The organism is Sphingobacterium sp. HMA12 (genome assembly GCF_002933815.1).
Classification (GTDB): Bacteria; Bacteroidota; Bacteroidia; order Sphingobacteriales; family Sphingobacteriaceae; genus Sphingobacterium.
Genome location: NZ_BEYR01000002.1, coordinates 457,841 through 476,114, shown reverse-complemented (window position 1 = coordinate 476,114; position 18,274 = coordinate 457,841). Strand labels below are relative to the sequence as shown.

10 protein-coding genes are annotated in these 18,274 nt (G+C 39.4%); 4 read left to right on the top strand and 6 right to left on the bottom strand.

Going from position 1 to position 18,274, the window contains the following annotated elements; genetic code table 11:
* Positions 1-115: 115 nt before the first annotated feature.
* Positions 116-2,518 (bottom strand): prolyl oligopeptidase family serine peptidase, encoded by a 2,403-nt coding sequence (locus HMAT_RS15615; RefSeq protein ID WP_104384028.1) that lies wholly within the window; start codon positions 2,516-2,518, stop codon positions 116-118.
* Between the two features lie 357 nt (positions 2,519-2,875).
* On the opposite strand from HMAT_RS15615, the gene HMAT_RS15610 reads away from it, so the two are divergent.
* The 4 genes from HMAT_RS15610 to nrdF all read left to right on the top strand — a co-directional run bounded on the left by HMAT_RS15610 (position 2,876) and on the right by nrdF (position 6,737).
* Positions 2,876-3,109, top strand: coding sequence for a co-chaperone YbbN (locus HMAT_RS15610; protein WP_077437059.1), 234 nt, complete (start codon positions 2,876-2,878; stop codon positions 3,107-3,109).
* A gap of 35 nt (positions 3,110-3,144) precedes the next feature.
* Positions 3,145-3,552, top strand: coding sequence for a class Ib ribonucleoside-diphosphate reductase assembly flavoprotein NrdI (gene nrdI, locus HMAT_RS15605; protein ID WP_104383772.1), 408 nt, complete (start codon positions 3,145-3,147; stop codon positions 3,550-3,552).
* Positions 3,512-5,617: a class 1b ribonucleoside-diphosphate reductase subunit alpha gene (gene nrdE / locus HMAT_RS15600; protein ID WP_104383771.1), complete on the top strand. Its 2,106-nt coding sequence runs from the start codon at positions 3,512-3,514 to the stop codon at positions 5,615-5,617. The genes nrdI and nrdE overlap by 41 nt, the downstream gene beginning before the upstream one ends.
* 133 nt (positions 5,618-5,750) lie before the next feature.
* A complete protein-coding gene (nrdF, locus tag HMAT_RS15595; RefSeq protein ID WP_104383770.1) occupies positions 5,751-6,737 on the top strand; it encodes a class 1b ribonucleoside-diphosphate reductase subunit beta in 987 nt (328 codons plus the stop codon).
* A gap of 80 nt (positions 6,738-6,817) precedes the next feature.
* On the opposite strand, the gene HMAT_RS15590 is transcribed toward nrdF, so the two are convergent.
* The 5 genes from HMAT_RS15590 to HMAT_RS15570 all read right to left on the bottom strand — a co-directional run bounded on the left by HMAT_RS15590 (position 6,818) and on the right by HMAT_RS15570 (position 17,966).
* Positions 6,818-7,711, bottom strand: coding sequence for an alkaline phosphatase (locus HMAT_RS15590; RefSeq protein WP_104383769.1), 894 nt, complete (start codon positions 7,709-7,711; stop codon positions 6,818-6,820).
* 214 nt (positions 7,712-7,925) lie between these two features.
* Positions 7,926-9,572, bottom strand: a complete 1,647-nt coding sequence (locus HMAT_RS15585) for a RagB/SusD family nutrient uptake outer membrane protein (RefSeq protein ID WP_104384027.1) — start codon at positions 9,570-9,572, stop codon at positions 7,926-7,928.
* Positions 9,573-9,583: 11 nt separating this feature from the next.
* Positions 9,584-12,640: a SusC/RagA family TonB-linked outer membrane protein gene (locus HMAT_RS15580; RefSeq protein ID WP_233789364.1), complete on the bottom strand. Its 3,057-nt coding sequence runs from the start codon at positions 12,638-12,640 to the stop codon at positions 9,584-9,586.
* Positions 12,641-13,172: 532 nt separating this feature from the next.
* Positions 13,173-14,735: a RagB/SusD family nutrient uptake outer membrane protein gene (locus tag HMAT_RS15575; RefSeq protein WP_104383768.1), complete on the bottom strand. Its 1,563-nt coding sequence runs from the start codon at positions 14,733-14,735 to the stop codon at positions 13,173-13,175.
* An 18-nt stretch (positions 14,736-14,753) separates the two neighbouring features.
* Complete coding sequence (locus HMAT_RS15570; RefSeq protein ID WP_104383767.1) at positions 14,754-17,966, bottom strand: TonB-dependent receptor; 3,213 nt, start codon at positions 17,964-17,966, stop codon at positions 14,754-14,756.
* Between the last annotated feature and the right edge of the window lie 308 nt (positions 17,967-18,274).

Below are 18,274 nucleotides of genomic sequence, written 5' to 3'. Positions count from 1 at the left end.
TATCATCATTTTGTATAATCAAAAAGTACCTGATGGGACCTTATTCTTCTTAAGGATAGTCAAAAAAAAAATAGGCTGTCTAAAATGCAGCCTATTTTTTCATTCTATACGACAATTAGTTCTTTAAGTATTTTTCCAGGAATTGATCCTGCTCCCATAGGAGGTGAAAGATATTCTCCTTCGCTACATAGCCGTGGGCCTCCCGCGGCAAAATCACCATGCGTACAGGTGCCCCCAAATTCTTTAAGGCCTGAAAATAACGTTCTGTCTGGAGGGTAAATGTTCCCGGGTTATTATCGGCCCCGCCATGGACAAGCAATAAAGGTGTCTTCATCCGGTCTGCACTGACAAATGGCGACATGGTCATATACAACTTTGGATCATCCCAAAAGTTACGTTGCTCACTTTGGAAACCAAATGGCGTCAAGGTGCGGTTGTAAGCTCCTGAACGCGCGATTCCTGCTGCGAATAGTTTTGAATTAGACAATAAATGCGCCGTCATAAAGGCCCCATACGAATGTCCACCCACCGCAACCCTTTTACGGTCGATATAGCCCAGTTTATCTACCGCATTAATTGCTGCCTCAGCATTGGCGACCAACTGTTCGATAAAGCTGTCATTAGGTTCTTTCTTTCCTTCACCAACAATCGGGAAGGCCGCATTATCCAGTACAGCATAGCCTTTGGATACCCAATAAATAAATGATCCATAACTTGGGAAGGTAAATTCCTTTGGGTTTGCCGTACTTTGCCCTGCCGTATTTTTATCCTTATATTCCCTCGGATACGCCCACATCAACAGGGGTAATTTCTCCTTTTTACTCAGGTCATAGCCAGTTGGTAGATATAATGTCCCCGAAAGCTCCACACCATCTTTACGTTTATAGTTTAAGATTTCTTTATGAACTTTTTCAAGCGATTTAAATGGGTTTTCTAATGTTGTCAATGCAACCTGTTTACCTGATTTTATATTTTTCAGGTAATAATTCGGATAGACTGATGCGGATTGAAGTGAGATCAGTAACTCGCCCGTTTTTGGATTTATAATCTCTCCGATCCGTTCCTGCAACTCAGATGCGGCGGCCGTATACAATCGTTTTTTCTTTAATGTTTGTAGGTCCAATTCTTCAACAAAAGGAAACTCACCTTCCTTGGTAAAGCCTTTTCCGACAAATAAGGCTTTGTCTTTATCGATATACATACTGTAGTTTCCGAGCGCATTTTTTTGCTGATATACTGTCCCCGGATCGTTATAGACATCCTGACTATTTCTGTCATGCAACAATTTGGATTCACCGGTCGAAGGATTGACAACAAAAGTCTTGGTATTACGTGTATCGTACCATTGCGAATGGACCAAGGCATACTTATCATTGCCCCACACAACGCCCGCGTACCGGTCTTTGGTTTTGAAGATCAGCTTTCCCGCACCGGTATAAGGGTAATCCAAGGTATAAAGAGCATCGCGAAATTCTGCTGCTTTGTTGGCATCCCCACCATCCAAAGCTTCAACATAAGCTAAGGTTGCCGGCTGATCGTCCCGCCACTGCAAGGCGCGTCGGCCAGGACGTGTAGAAGAAAATCCTTTGGGCATGACCTCCGTTAAAGGTACCTCATTGACCAGAGCAATCTCTTTTCCGGATAAATCATAGATCCGTGTCTGTTGCGGGAAACGTGAGGCTGGCACCACATACGAATAAGGCTTGGCTATTGTGGTTACCATCAAATAGGCACCGTTAGGTGAAAAGGTAATCCCCGTGTAAATATCCTTGTCTTTAAAATTGGAAATTGTTCCGTCCAGATCCACAAACTGTAAATTAGACTGTACCAGTGTTTCAAAATTCTGTTCGTCCTGTGGGTTTTTCAAGAGATCCTGATAGGTTCTCAATTGTGATACCTTCCCGTCACTTGTTGATACAACCGGTCCAGTGGGCAGATCTTTGGAGGGATCCAACAATGGTTTTTTTTCTTTTGGCAACGCCGTAATGATTAATCTCTTCGAATTACCTAGCCATTGAAAAGGTGCATCCAACGTCGCATTTAAATTATAGGCGGTCAATTGTTTTACTGTTTTCGTTGTCAAATCCAGTACAAACAAAGCCGTTCCATTGTCGTTTGTATTGGTAAATGCCAAACGGCTATTGTCCGGGGAGAATACAAAATTGGACAAGGAGGGAGTATTCGGCATGCCAACAAAATCTGTATCTTCTACCTGCTGTCCGATTTTCTTCAAACCGATCTTATTGTAAAAGACTGTCGAACTTTCCATATTTGTGCGTGGATTGATCCGTAATCCGGCCAATTTCATTTCTTCCTGCCCCAGCTCCTCCAGGCTCTTATAGGTCGACCGATAAGTGAATAACAGCCATTTATTGTCACTTGACATTTTTATTTGAGGCGGACGGATAAAATCGGCCAGGGCCAAAATTTCGGAAGTGGGTTTTTGAAAGGTAATATTCTCTTGCGCTTGTGTTTTTAGAGACAATAATAGCAAGAGACCATAGTATAGCTTCTTCATAAATTTATTTTGCAAATTAGGGCAATAAAAAGTAATAAATTTATGAAAAAAAATCAAGTATTGTAGCCGTTTTATGACACTAAAATTAAACTTAGATTGTTTCATAAAAAACAGGAAAAATTTCATAATTTAAAGTTATCCACATTCATATACACCAGTATATCAAATACTTAATAACATCAACAAGCAGTAAACGCATCCTGTGACAAACTTTTGCCCAAAATGTGGAAAAGTCAAACTAGCGCTTCGCAAGAAAATATGTGATATTTGTTAAGCTAATGAAAGAATTGGCAATTCAACGAAGTAACGACCTTTCTTTTTCTACGAAGATTGGATTAAAAAAATAAACATACAAACATGGCAAGAATTATCAAATTTGAGAAAAACGATTGTGCTCCTTGTGCGCAAGTATCGGCTTATTTGGATCAAAAAGGTATCCAATATGAAACAGTTAATCCTTTTGATGAACCTGACTTGGCCGCAAAATTCAAAATCCGTACGGTTCCAACGGTAATCGTATTGGAAGATGAAGAAATTCAACACCGTATCATTGGCTTTAAACCAGAAGAATTGGCCGCCATTGCACTTTAATAAATCGAGGGTATCATTAAAACAAACACGACAACATGATACACATTTATTACGATTCCAGAACGGGTAACGTACAGCGTTTTATGGACAAAGTCGCACAGATCACTGGCTGGCAGATCCATAAAATCAGCGCTGACCTTCAGGTAAATCATCCTGGCCATTTGGTCACATTTACCACGAATTTTGGACAGGTGCCCGAAAACACAAAAGAATTCATGAAACGAGAAGCTAAAAATATCTATTCCGTAACCTCCAGTGGCAACCGCAACTGGGGTCCAAATTTCGGTTTGGCGGCTGATCGTATTTCACAGGATTTCGACATTCCACTGGCATTCAAATTTGAACTGTCCGGAACAATGGAAGATATAAACCAATTTATTGACATCTTAAAGAACTTTTGCGATGGTAGCAAACGAAGTAGCAAAAAACTGGATATTGCTTAATAATGAAATCATGATTAAGCATGATGACGAGTTCAGCTTACATAAAGATAAGGAAGCTGTTCGCGCATATTTCCTGGAATATGTAAATAAGAACACTGTGTTCTTTTATACATTGAAAGAAAAAATAGACTATTTGGTAGAGAACAACTATTATATTGACTTTTACCAATGGTTTACATTTGAAGAAATGGAAGAAGTATTCAATTATGTGTATGCTAAGAAATTCCGTTTCGAATCCTTTATGGCAGCCTTTAAATTTTTCCAGAGCTATGCGCTTCGCGACGACTCCGGTGAAAAATTCCTGGAGCGCTATGAAGACCGCGTTGTCGCGGTATCCCTATTCTTAGCACGAGAAGAAGGTGTAAAAAAAGCGATAGAATACGCTGAGATCATGATCAACCAAGAATACCAACCTGCTACACCAACATTCCTGAATGCGGGTAAAAAACGCTCCGGGGAATTGGTATCTTGTTTCTTGGATGAAATTGGAGACAACCTGAACGGTATTGGTTACGCGGTTGATTCAGCCATGAAATTATCCTCTATCGGTGGCGGGGTTTCATTCAATATCTCCAAAATTCGTGCACGTGGCGAGGCTATCAAAGGTGTTGAAGGTCGCGCAGGCGGTGTACTTCCGATCATGAAAATTATGGAAGATACCTTCTCCTATGCGAACCAATTGGGACAACGCCCGGGTGCTGGAGCTGTATACTTGAATATTTTCCACTCGGATATTGAAGAGTTCCTTGATTGTAAAAAAATCAATGTGGATGAAAAAGTACGTATCAAATCCCTTTCAATCGGTATCATCGTTCCGGACAAGTTCATGGAACTAGCGGAGAAAGATGAACCTTGCTATTTAATCTATCCACATACGGTGATGCAAGAGTATGGACAATTCTTGGATGAAATGGATATGGACAAGATGTACGATGAGTTGATCACCAATCCAAATGTCAAAAAGAAAAAAATCAACGCACGCCACCTGTTAGTTAAGATTGCACAAACGCAAAAAGAATCCGGTTACCCTTATATCTTCTTCAAAGAAAACACCAACCGTGTACACGCTTTGAATGAAATTGGTCAGGTGAAATTCTCGAACCTGTGTACAGAGATCATGCAGGTATCACAAGTATCCGATATCGAGATCTATGGCAAACAAGATACAATCCGCTATGGTATCTCCTGTAACCTTGGTTCGTTGAATATCGCTACGGTGATGGACAACAAACGCATTAAAGAAACAGTAAAAACAGCGATGCGTGCGCTAACGGTAGTCACTGATGTCACCAACATCGATATGGTCCCTTCGATTGCAAAAGCAAACCGTGAATTGCATTCTGTAGGACTTGGTGCGATGAACCTACATGGCTACCTTGCGAAAAGCTTTATCATGTACGAATCTAATGAAGCCTTGGATTTCGCCAATACGTTCTTCATGATGATGAACTACTATTCATTGGAGGCATCCATGGAAATTGCCAAAGAACGCGGAAAAACATTTGTTGGATTTGAGAAATCAGCCTATGCAGATGGCACTTATTTCAATAATTACGTGAATCGTGATTACCTTCCAAAGACAGCTAAGGTAACTGAATTATTTGAGGGTATACACATTCCAACAGTCGAAGATTGGTTAGAATTAAAAGCAAAAATCAAAGAACATGGTATATACCATGCGTACCGTTTGGCGATTGCTCCAAATCAATCTACTTCCTATATCATGAATGCGACAGCGTCTGTCATGCCAATTGTGGATATTATTGAAGTGCGTGAATACGGTGATAGCACGACCTACTACCCAATGCCATATTTGACAAACGATAATTATTTCTACTTCAAATCGGCATATGATATGGATCAGTTCAAAGTATTGAAATTGATTTCGGTCATCCAACGTCATATCGACCAAGGGGTATCTACAATCTTGCATACCAATTCGAAAGACTCCACAAGAGATTTGTCTAGATATTATATCTATGCACATAAATTGGGATTGAAATCCCTTTATTACACACGAACAAGAAAATCGACCATTGACGAATGTGTCTCTTGTTCAGCCTAATCTTGAGATTTTAGTATTTGGATATATAATGTGAATAGGTCAAAAGTTGCCAATTTATCGGCAACTTTTGGCTTAATCAACAAATCAGAAATTCAAATACATGATAATAAATGCCTAATACTTTAAAATAAAAATGAGTAAAACATATAAAGCTGTCAATTGGAATACTCCCGAGAACGATTATGTATTGATGTTCTGGGAACAAAATATCCGTCAATTCTGGATTGACACCGAATACATTCCATCAAAAGATATCGATAGTTGGAAACGTATCAGCCCAGAAATGAAAGATGCCTATAAAAAAGCATTAGGTGGTTTGACCCTGTTAGATACCTTGCAGAGTCATACGGGTATGCCAAAAATTATCGACCACATAGATACTTTACAAAATAAAGCTGTATTGTCCTATATGTGTATGATGGAAGCTATTCACGCGAAATCCTATTCCACTATTTTCACAACGGTTTCAACGACAGCTGAAATCAATGATATCTTCGAGTGGGTTCAACAAAATAAATACCTGCAATACAAAGCACAAATGATCGATGGTTATTACCGTGCTATCGACAAGGAGGATGCTTCCGATGAGGAGATTTACATGGCTATGGCCGCTTCCGTATTGTTAGAATCTTTCTTGTTCTATTCTGGATTCTTCCTGCCATTGTGGTTATGTGGTCAAGGTGAAATGGTTGCTTCTGCCGATATTATTAAGAAAATCATCGCTGACGAATCTATTCACGGTGTGTTCGTAGGATTGATGGCACAAGATCAATTCAAAAAATTAAAGAATCAAGATCAGGTGAAAGCACGTTTCTTGGCTTTACTTTATAACCTATATGAAAATGAGCTGAAATATACCGAAGAGATCTATACTGAAGTAGGTTTGACTGCTGAGGTGAAAGAATATGTTCGTTACAATGCAAACAAAGCATTGATGAACTTAGGTTTTGATCCGATCTTTGAAGTAAAACAAGTCAACCCGATTGTATTGAATGGCTTGAATACAGAAACGACACAACACGATTTCTTCTCCAAGAAATCGACAAACTACGAAAAAGCGACAGAGATTGTCCATCTAAAAGATGATGACTTCAAAATGGATGTAGTCGTAGATATATAACGATTATCAATAGATCTAATAAAAAAATCCTCAGAAGTTAAAACTTCTGAGGATTTTTTTATTAGCGTAAACGTATTCTATTATTGCTGAAAAGCTTTAATTGCCTGCCCGCGCCAAGCAGCATCAAGCGGTGCGCCAAGTAGCCAGGTCAATGTAGGTGCGATATCATAAATCATCACTGTCCCTTTGATCTCTTTACCTTTGGGTACTCCCGGACCAGTCATAACCCAAGGAATCTCAACTTCTGCCAAGGATTTACCACCATGCCCTTTACCCGTACCACCATGATCCGCAGCGACAGCAAAGATAGTTTCATCTGCAATGCCTGCATCCTTTATAGCCTGCTGTAATGCTCCGATTCGTCGATCCACTTGCTTTAGTTCGGCATAATATTCAGGTGTACCGTGGCCTATATTATGACCAACACCATCGGGTTGATCGAAATGCACAAAAGTAATCGTCGGTTTCTCTTTTTTGATAATATCCACAGTCGTATTCAATGCAGCCTCGTCGTCATCCTTGGTATTAATAATCTTTTGCACGACTTTATTGTCAATCAGATATCCTATTCCCGGCCAGCTGTGAACCACAGCAAATTGTGCTTTGGGATTCTTCTGTGCCACCGCATTAAACAAAGAAGGAAACATTCCATTTTCAGTTTTCACAGTTGAAGGGATTTCAGGCGTCTTACTATCCCATTCGGTATAACCATGTGTTGTCGGCCCAGCCCCCATCAACATGGACGCCCAGTTCACCGCACTTGACGAAGGTAAAACGGTACGCACATGGGTACTATAAGTTCCCTCCTGCATCATCTTTTTGAGATTCGGCATTTCAGCTTTGGGCAAGGCATAAGCACCGAATCCATCGAATCCCACTAAAATCACATGTTTGATTTTTTTACTTTGTGCCATCACACCCGAGCTAGATAGACCTATCAAAAGGAAAGGCAATAATAAATTTCTAATTTTCATAATTGTTATAATTTCAAAGACTTCATAAAATCAAAAATAGAAACTTTATTCTAATCATTATGTTAAGTAAACATTATTTAATATATCTAACCAACATGTTACATTAAATTTAAGACGCATAAAAAGCCGCTAGAAAAAATTCATAGCGGCTTTTTAAAGTAATATTTTTGATTAATACCAGGCCAATTTCTCGACCTGTCATCTTATCTGAATCCTAATAACCCGGATTTTGCTTTAAATTAGGGTTCATCGATATTTGTTGTTGAGGTATAGGAAATACTGTCTTTGTTTCAGTTGTTGGCTTGTGATCCCACCAAGTTGCTGTGTGGAATTTACCAAAACGAATTAAATCCCTTCTTCTAAACCCTTCAAAAATAAATTCACGTCCTCGCTCTGCCAAAAGCTCGTCAAGTGTCAATGTGCTTGTGGTATACTTTGCTTCACTCCAGTCTGCATCAGAAAAGGCTCTCTTTTTGCAACTATTAATCAAATCCACAGCTTCTTGTGAAGCAACTCCCCCATTTTTTCGCATGAGCGCCTCGGCTTTTGCAAAATAAATCCAGCTCAGACGATACACATTCCAGTCCGTATTATTGTAATTTTCGTCAACAGGTATTTTAACACCATTGACATTTCCAACGACAGAATTACCAAGTTTATATTTATTAAATCGGATTCCACTATTTTCTTCACCGTCACTCATTGTAGAAGATGTACCTCCGGTCTTAGCCCGCCGAATATAATCAACAAAAACCAGCTGTTCACCCTTATATTCCTCAGATCCTTGCACAATTTTACCGTCCACAAACTTAACCATCGGCCCGCTTAAAAACCATTCTTTTTTCCGCAAATCTTTTTCGTTATATTGATCAAAAACACCCGGAATTAACACAATACCGTTATTGCCAGTTCTTCCTCCTCCATAGATCTCGCTTTGTACAAAATGATAGAATTCACCAGGAAACCCAGTTGCAAAATCTGCTATTTTATAATCATAGGCAATTGAAAAAATAGTTTCCTTCGACATGTCATTCGTCGGCACATAGGAATCTGTTAAATTTGGATCCAATGCCATAGCACCATTCAAACCTCCTCCAGCACCCGATATCAATTTATCCGCTGCTGCAATACAATCGTCCCACCTCGGTTGACCAGACCATCTTTCAGCGTTCAAATATAGTTCAACGAGCATAGCATAACCTGTCGCCTGTGACACCCGCCCCAACATCGCTCTCGATAATTTAGGAGCTAAGTCAATATTCTCTAAAATTTCCTTTTCGATAAATTCAAATACCTCTTTTGTAGAAGATGGTTCTGGGAGTGGTTCTTCCGCTGTACTCGGAGCTTTGGTCGTTATCGGTATATTTCCGAATAGATCCATTAATTTTAAATAGTGCAGTGCACGAAGAAGTTTAAGTTCAGCAATAAATTCATTTTTCTCAGTATCTGTTATTCCCATCTGAGCGACATCAGATTTTTCAAGAATATCAATAGGACTGTTACATAGACCAACCCCCCAATACATTAATACCCAAGCTTGATTTAATCCTCCTTCATCCACTGTCCAAGTATGATAATGTAACCTTTTCCATTTTCCATTATCTTCCCCGTGCCTTCCTTTGGTCGGCCAGGCCAATTGATCTGCAGATAACTCTGCTGGCCGCCACCATCCATCCTGTCCTGAGGGAGATATCCACGCATTTGCATGCGTATACGGTCGCAATACAGCAGAAATTACTTCATTTTTATTTTTATAAAAATCGCTCGCCACAATAACATCATAAGCGTTTTCATCTAAGTTTGTACAACTTGATACGTTGATCACACATACAATAAGTAAAACTCTAAAAATATTTTTCATAATATTATTCATTAAAAACCAAAATTTACACCAAACAAAAACGATCTCGTATTGGGATAAGGTCCTCTACTATCGATACCGAGACGCTGTCCATTAATTTCATTACCTAAGCCCGTATCCAATATCAGATCTGGATCATTGCCAGAATATCCCGTTATTGTTGCCAAATTTTGAGCAGTCAGATAAACACGTAGATTATTAATCCAAGTATTATTCTTCAGTTTAAATCGATACCCCAAAGTAACTTCATCAATTTTTAAGTGACTACCGCTTTCTAGATAATAATCAGAATACATATAGGTATCATTGATATCTTTATACTTGGTAAAAGCGTCTCTCAAAAGATTCTCTGACCATACCTTATTCCCATAAGAAAGTGCTGTTGTATTTAAGATGTCATAATCGAATTTACCGCGCATAAAAACTCTCAAATCAAAATTCTTATAGGAAAAGTTATTTGTCCAAGAAAAATAGTATTTGGGCACCGCATTTCCTATGACCGTTAAATCAGAGGAATTTAGATCATCGCGTGAAATATTAATCGCATCATTATGTACAGCTTCGCCATTTCTATTATAGAACAGCCATTTTCCATCATCATCAAATCCGGCAAACCGCTTACCAAAAAACTCCCCGATGCGATGTCCCTCAAAGGTCGTAAATGCGTTCCCTAATGCTCCCGCGCCACCTATATCTCCGAACTCCTTATATCTTACCGTAAAAATATCATTCGAATAACTATCCAACACATTTTTTAAGGTACTTGCCGTAAAATCCATATTCCATTTAAAATTTTCTCGGTCTATGGCACGGTAGCTGAGTGCCAATTCAATACCTTTTGAAGAAAGTGTCCCTACGTTGGAATAGATATTATCTCTTATGTAAGGTGGTTGAGGGGTAGTGTAAGTATCTAATAAATCTACTGTTTTCCGTTGGAAAACATCAATTGATCCCGAAAGTTTATTGCTAAACATGGTAAAATCAACACCAATATTTGTTTCCTTTTTCGTTTCCCACCTTAAGTTTGGATTAGGATTACGGTCCGGACCATAGGTTTCCCGATAAACTTCATCTGGGTACAAATACTTACCTCCTCCGCCTAAGGTCAGTCGAGAGGCATTATTAGCAAAACCCGTATTTCCCGTTTCGCCATAACCTGCGCGCAATTTCAAATTATTTATAAAATCAACATCTTTCATAAAGTCTTCATTGCTGATATTCCAGCCCACCGACACTGCAGGAAAGCTTCCCCATTTGTTGTTCGCACCAAACTTAGATGAACCTTCACGTCTTAGAATAAATTGAGCCATATATTTGTCAGCGTAGGCATAATTTACCCTTCCAAAAAAAGCAATCAATGTATTATCATTTTTATAACTGTCAAGATTGGCCCGACCATCTCGTAAGGCTTGCCCTTCCGACATATTATCCTCATGAAAACGATCGTTTATAAATCCCCTATTGTCTGCACTTTGTCCCTCGTCTTTCTCATAACGATAACTATATCCGGCCAATGCTGTGATTGCATGTTTTTCGGCAACTTTCGTATTATATTGAAGTGTCGGTTCAAATGCATATTTTTCATTCAACAGATTGGATTTGGAAGCATATCCACCACCCGGGTAATCTTCATCCTCAAGAGATGCTTCACTATTGAGCGCTCGATATGCACCATCTGTATAGGAATTACGTTGTACCGATCCAAAAACACTGGCCTTTAGTCCCTCAATTATATTCAGATCTGCTTTTCCATCGAGTGAAGAAGTTTGTTGTTTCCGATAACTTGTTTCGGTAAATAATCGTGCGAATTCGTTTGTACTGGTCCGGTCATAGCGATAAGATCCATCCTCGTTATAATTTGAAAGCGTTGGATTTTTGGTAGCCTCACTTTCCCAGCCTCCGCCGCCTAACATATTTGCATTGTTCGTATTGGTAGCGATATTGAGTAGAAAATTCAATCGATCGTTAAAGCCCTTCTGGTTTATACTCGTTCTTACGGTATATTCCTTTCGTGAATTTTCCTTTGCAATACCTTCCAAATTTCGAAAATTGACACTACCACGATAGGTAGTTGATTCATTACCTCCAGACAGTGAAAGATTATGATTTTGCGAAAAATTATCTTTATTAATCAAATCATCAAAAAAATCCGTGGAATGACCAAAATCAGTTTGCTTCAGCTCACCTGAAGCTATCTTATCTCTATACTCTTGCGCAGTCAAAAAATCTGGTCTGTTATAGACAAAATCTTTTCTAAAATAACTGGAATAGTTGAATGTAGATTTACCAGGCTTCCCTCTTTTTGTTGTAATCAGAATGACGCCAGCGTTGGCACTTGTTCCATAAATGGCTGCACCAGATCCATCTTTTAACACGTCAATTGATTCTATATCATCTTGTTGTAGGAGATCGGGATTACCACCAGGTATTCCATCAATGACAAAGAGCGGACTCGCATTACCGGTAACAGAAATAGCACCCCGTAATTGCGTGGCTACTCCTGAATTAGGATTCGATCCACTTCTGGAAACCTGAAGGCCTGCAACCTTACCTTGTATTAGGTCCAATGGGTTTCTTGCTCCACTTTGGCGAAATTGGTCTGCGCTTACGTGCGCAACGGAGGACGTTACTTCTTTCATTTTTTGCGTCCCATAACCAACGACAACGACTTCGTCCAATTGGCTTTGATCCTCTTCTAACTGAATAGAAATGGTAGTTCCAGAAACAGCAACCTCCTTAGCTTTGTAGCCAATGGAAGAAATGACCAATACATCTCCAGCTTTAGCATCTAAAGAGAAGTTACCCGACGCATCAGACTGCGTACCTTTTGAAGTTCCTTTTACGGCGATGTTAACCCCCGAAATTGGCTTTCCAGCGGTATCCAGTACTTTTCCTCTAATTTGCTGTTGGTTTTTTTTCGACACCTTGAGAAAAGGGTTCTCTAACATAATGTGAGAAGAAGTGACAGCTTGCACCTGTTGCATGGTTCCCGCGATGACGATCAAAGAGAAAAATAATTTAGATTTTCCCTTCAATCGCACAGCTGTTTTTAAATCAATTTTGCTCATATATTTATAATAGTGATTTGGCATATAAAACGATTTAGCTAAGTAGCAAAACAGTTATTTTTTATTAGTGTTTTATTCATAATATGATGACCGAAATCGAAGGTTCTTGTGTTATAAAACACAAGCGCCAATCGGAAATCCATGTGCTAAATATTAATTGAGTATCGGCACGTGATTCAAAATCGCTATCCTAAACAAGCAAAAACGGTTTTGCTAGTAAAATAAAGAAATGGAAGCTTTTTGGGAATATACGTTGTGATTTTCTTTTTTGGTTTATTATTTAGTCTAAGTATGATTCGGGATTTAAGATAGTTATTTTAATTCTAAATCAAAAATAATTTTGAATTAGAATTAAAATAACTATCTATCCTTTCCTTTATTTAGTCCATGAAATTCTGTTAAGCAATAAGCTTATTGCCATAAAAAAAGAGTTTTTAAATATTTCAATGAATATTTAAAAACTCAAAAGCTTTTTTCTATGAAAGTAAGATAAAAGGTATGTTATATACCCTTTATCTCGTATTAGTCATTCCTATTGATACCCCGGATTCTGGGTCAGTTTATTATTACGCTGAATTTCATCAGGAGAAATTGGCCATAATAAATCGGATTCTTTAAATATGGCTCCAGATGCATTCTTCGCTCCGATTAATGGAACAAAGTCCACTTTTCCTGCTTCGGTTGTAGAGATCACAGGGAACATTTTTGTCCGTACAATATCATCCCACATTTTGTACTCCAAAGGAAATTCACGAAGACGTTCTTTCCAGCACTCTTTGACAAAATTTTCTGCTGACAATCCTTGTAGTTCTGCCGTGAAAGCAGCAACAGATTTTCCCTCTGTATTCGCACGAGCTTTTACCTGCGCCAGATAACCCGCTGCTTCTGCACTTACGCCCGTAGATTTAGCGATACTTTCAGCGGCAGTTAACAATGCTTCCGGATAACGATAAAAATTCCAGTCTTTTGTACCTCTTCCTGTTGTCAGCAAAGCTTGCTCATCCACATAATACCATATCCCGGCATCCTCTGATGTCCATTTTTTACCATTAATCGGATTAGTATACGACCAGTGGTAGAACTGATTGGGTTTGATCCTCAGGTCTTTTTTATCATATACATTCAAAAATTGTTTGGTTGGGCCAAAAACTCGCTCAAATATAGAATAAGTGGTAAACACCGAAACTGCTGACGAACTAAAAGCGGTGGCGGTCCTTGCTCCGCTATTAGTAACAAGGTCATCAAATTCTTGCGCATAAATGACTTCATCCAAGTCATCGGTTTTACGCAGCAAGTTATACGCACTATTCTGTTCAAGGTCAATATTTTGGGTCATCTTATGCGGTGAATTCACCACAATTTTGGCTGCTGTTGCCGCATCAGCAAATTTACCTTGCTGCAAATAAACATCAGCCAAAAGCATTGCTGCTACATATTTTGTAATGCGATGACCATTGTCTGCAAATGTCTTGGCCGGCAATATTTCTACGGCACTTTTTAGGTCCGCCTCAATCAATTCATAGACTTTTGCAGCATCGGTACGTTCCAGATAAAGTGGATCAGTAAGTTTCTCATTTGGGAGTGTATATAAAGGGAGTGCGCCAAATGTTTTGACAAGATAAAAGTAGTTGTAGGCTCTAAAGAATTTCGCCTCAGCCAATAATGTATTTTTCTTAGTCTCATTGACCATGCTTATTTGCGGGATATATTTTACACCAGCATTGGCAATATTGATGGCCTCATAAGCCTCATCCCAGATGGTATTCATGGTTGGAGATATCACGTTGGCATTTTGCTGCCGAGTCAATTCACGGGCAAACAAGGTGACACGCTCCTGCCCTTCATAACTATTCGTAAAATACCCGGTCAGAATGGTATTAATGGAAGCGGTAGATCCCAAATAAGAACCCGTTGTAGAATAACGTAATGGTGAACCCCGACGGTAAAGCGCATTTACAGTTGCTTCAGCCTGTCCTTCATTCTCATAATAACTTATTAATGACAGGTTTGAGCGAGGATTTTCTTCTAAAAATTTATTACAGGATGTTGTTAACGCCATTCCGGCCAATAACAACAAAAATAATTTAGTCTTCATCTTTTTAAATTCTAAGCATTAAAATGTAACATTAACACCCAAAGAGAATGTTTTCGCTCTAGGATAGGAGAAAAAGGTCATGTTTTGTCCAAATTTTCCATTCCCTTGAGCAGTAAATTGAGAAGTCATTTCTGGATCATACTGAGAAGTACTTTCGGGGTCATAACCTTTAAAATCTTTTGACGTAAATAAAAATGGATTATTCGCATTCGCATAGATCCGTAGTCTGGACAAGCCCATCCGCTTTAATACATCCGCATTAAATGTATAGCCAAATTGGATCAAATTTACGCGCACATAAGAACCGTCCGCAACCCAAGAATCGTCCACGTTGGTATCCTGGCCAGCATGCCCCCCATTGGTCAAATAGATCGCTTGCTGCATCGTATTCGGATTCGATCCATTATACGCATCGGTCAAAATTTCCTTCAGACCATTGGTGATGCCAAAACGATCGTAAGTTGAGTGGAAGAACTGTTGCATGACATCTACACCTTTCACAAACTGGAGATCCAACGTAAAGTCGAAATTTTTATAACGTAAGTTATTTACAAAACTACCGGTCCAATCTGGCAGACCTTTTCCGATAATTTCTTTTTCTGTCGTACGTTTTGCCCGTCCGATGTCTTTTACTTGCGCATTACCCGCATCCACGTCTGCTTGCGTGTACACGCCCAACCTTCTATAACCGTAGAAGCTATTTAAGTTTTCGCCAACACGGATCACACTATTCGCCCCACCAACCCAATCGTTCTTTAGAATATCGGCATTGTTCTCACCTAAAGTCAATACTTTATTTTTGTTATAGTTGGCGTTCAGTGATGCTTTCCATTCAAAATTCTCATTGGTCACAATCGTACCAGTAATCATCATATCCAAGCCTTGATTTTGAACGGAACCGATATTTTTCATGACGGATTTAAAACCGGTCGCTCTTGGTAGCGGAGTCTCCAACAGGAGGTCTGTTGTTTTTCGACGATAATAAGAAACATCGAAATTTAGGCGATTTTGAAGTAAGCCCAACTCCACCCCAACATCAAATTGTGCTGTTTTTTCCCACTTTAGATCTTCATTTTCAATCGTGCTGACATAAGACCAGGGAGCCCGTCCATTATTCAATAAGATTGTTCCCGCATCTACGATCGCCAACGACCTATAAGGATCAATTTCAGAGTTACCGGTCAATCCATAGCTGGTATGTAATTTCAGGTTACTAATGGTCTGATTACCCTTTAAAAACTCCTCATTGGAAACATTCCAGGCGAGTCCTAATGACGGAAAAAATGCATATTTATTGTTCCTACCAAATTTGGATGAACCATCATAACGACTGGTTACTGTGGCAGAATAACGATTGTCATAGGAATAGGCTGCCCTCAAGAAGTACGAATTCATCGCCCAATCATTGTAAAAAGATTCGGGCGTAGCTGGCGTAACACCTAAATTCATTCTATTATACTCATAGAAATCATCCGGAAGGCCTTCCGTCCGCATTTTATCAAAGTCATACGTCTTCTTTTGCCAAGACAAACCCGCCATCGCATTGATTCGGTGTTTATCGAATTGCTTATTATAGGTCAAATACGTCTCTTCCTGCCAATACAAGGTATTTGTATGCGTGCGTTCCGCCCATCCATTCGGTCTGGAAATATTATTCAAGAGCTTTGAAGAGTATCCCTTATAATCTTTCCTATGGTGATCAATCCCTAATTGTGTTTTCAGGTCCAACCCATCGGCCAGATGAAATGTCAATGCCGCATTTCCAAAAATCTGCGTATTATAACGCAAGCGTTTTTGCAAATCCAGAATGGAAACCGGATTTGCCATCCCTTCAAAACTCAGCTGTTCAGCTACGGTAGATGAAGCTGAATTCGTGTAAAGACCATTCTTATCATAAACCGGATACCAAGGAATCATCTCGATCATCGTACGGCGAGCCTCTTGTCCACCACCGTCTTCTGGTGTATAGCGCCCCCAAGTGTGGTTCACTGTTAAATTTATTGCCGTAGAGAGCCAGGATGTTGGTTTTGCGTCATAGGCCATTTTTGCATTTATCCGTTTATTCCAGGTATTGTTCATGATTCCCTGTTGATCCGTATAATTCAAAAATGCGCCGACGGATGACTTTTCATCACCTTGCTGTACATTTAATTGGTGATTATGTGAAATAGCCGTCCGTGTTGCTTCGCGCTGCCAATCTGTATCATATAAAGGATTACCATTGGCATCAAAATAATTTTTATCATTGAACCAATCCTTTTTATTCAATGACCATGGTTTCCATTTATCATTCTTGCTTTTCAGTACTTCACTTTGATATTTATTTTCATTTTCAAGACCGATCATAAAGGCATCTACCCATTCCTGTGCATTCAGTAGATCCATATAGCGTTGCGCAGAACTTACGCCTGCCGATCCCTGGTAACTGATTGTTCTAGACCCATCTTTGTTACCACGTTTTGTGGTTACCAAAATCACACCATTTGCACCCCGCGCACCATAAATCGCTGCAGAAGAAGCATCTTTTAAAACCTCAATGTTTTCGATATCATTTGGGTTCAGCAAATTAAAATCTTCCATCACAACACCATCCACCACATATAGCGGGTTTGAAGAGGAGTTGATTGTCGCAACACCACGGATAACGACCCTATTCGCGTTAGCACCCGGCTGACTGGAGTTGGAAAAAATGTTTACCCCTGATGCCTTACCCCGTAAAGCATCCAAAGCACTAAAACTCTGGTCTTTAATCATATCCGAGCCTTTGACCATGGCAATGGAACCGGTTACATCTGATTTGCGCATCGTACCGTAACCGACAACAACGACTTCTTCCAATTGGCTCTGATCTTCTTCCAATTGCACGGTGATGGTAGTACCGGCGACAGTCACCTCTTTCGATTTATAACCGACAGAAGAGACCACCAACACATCACCGGATTTAGCTTCCACAGAGAAATTTCCCTGCGCATCCGATTGGGCACCATTTGAGGTCCCCTTAACTGCTACAGATGCTCCTATAAGAGGTTTTCCAGCAGCATCCAGTACTTTTCCCTTAACTTGCTGCTGCAGATTACGGACTTCTTTTACGAGGAGGTTGCCCCCGTAATTTGATGAAGTTGCTACAGCGGCATTAACTTGTTGAAAAGTACCAGCAATAACAGCCAATGAGAAAAATAGCTTTGAATTTTTCCCAAGCTGCGCAAACGATTTTACGTCAACTGTGCTCATATTAATAGTGATTTGGTTTATAAAAACGTTTTAGCAAAAAGATTCTAAAAACGTTTAGTTTAATTTAGTTTTCCCTGTAATTGATTATAATAAAAGGTTTTAGGTCTTTAACCCTTCCCTTATAAATTCTTCCAATTTAACACGTGTTACCTTCAAAAAATGGGCTATAGCCCATTTTGTCAAGCACTTATATACGCAAGAAATGCTAAATCGCTTTTGCTTTTCTTACAAAAAAAATTGTATGTTAATCTGGTTATTCGTTTGGTTATATTATTTCTTTTCTTGTTTTGATTATGTTTTTGCGTTTT

Coding starts and splice junctions, on each gene's coding strand:
- HMAT_RS15590 (WP_104383769.1), bottom strand. CDS start 7,711: ATGAAAATTAGAAATTTATTATTGCCTTTCCTTTTGATAGGTCTATCT.
- nrdF (WP_104383770.1), top strand. CDS start 5,751: ATGAGTAAAACATATAAAGCTGTCAATTGGAATACTCCCGAGAACGAT.
- HMAT_RS15575 (WP_104383768.1), bottom strand. CDS start 14,735: ATGAAGACTAAATTATTTTTGTTGTTATTGGCCGGAATGGCGTTAACA.
- HMAT_RS15585 (WP_104384027.1), bottom strand. CDS start 9,572: ATGAAAAATATTTTTAGAGTTTTACTTATTGTATGTGTGATCAACGTA.
- nrdI (WP_104383772.1), top strand. CDS start 3,145: ATGATACACATTTATTACGATTCCAGAACGGGTAACGTACAGCGTTTT.
- HMAT_RS15615 (WP_104384028.1), bottom strand. CDS start 2,518: ATGAAGAAGCTATACTATGGTCTCTTGCTATTATTGTCTCTAAAAACA.
- HMAT_RS15570 (WP_104383767.1), bottom strand. CDS start 17,966: ATGAGCACAGTTGACGTAAAATCGTTTGCGCAGCTTGGGAAAAATTCA.
- HMAT_RS15610 (WP_077437059.1), top strand. CDS start 2,876: ATGGCAAGAATTATCAAATTTGAGAAAAACGATTGTGCTCCTTGTGCG.
- HMAT_RS15580 (WP_233789364.1), bottom strand. CDS start 12,640: ATGAGCAAAATTGATTTAAAAACAGCTGTGCGATTGAAGGGAAAATCT.
- nrdE (WP_104383771.1), top strand. CDS start 3,512: ATGGTAGCAAACGAAGTAGCAAAAAACTGGATATTGCTTAATAATGAA.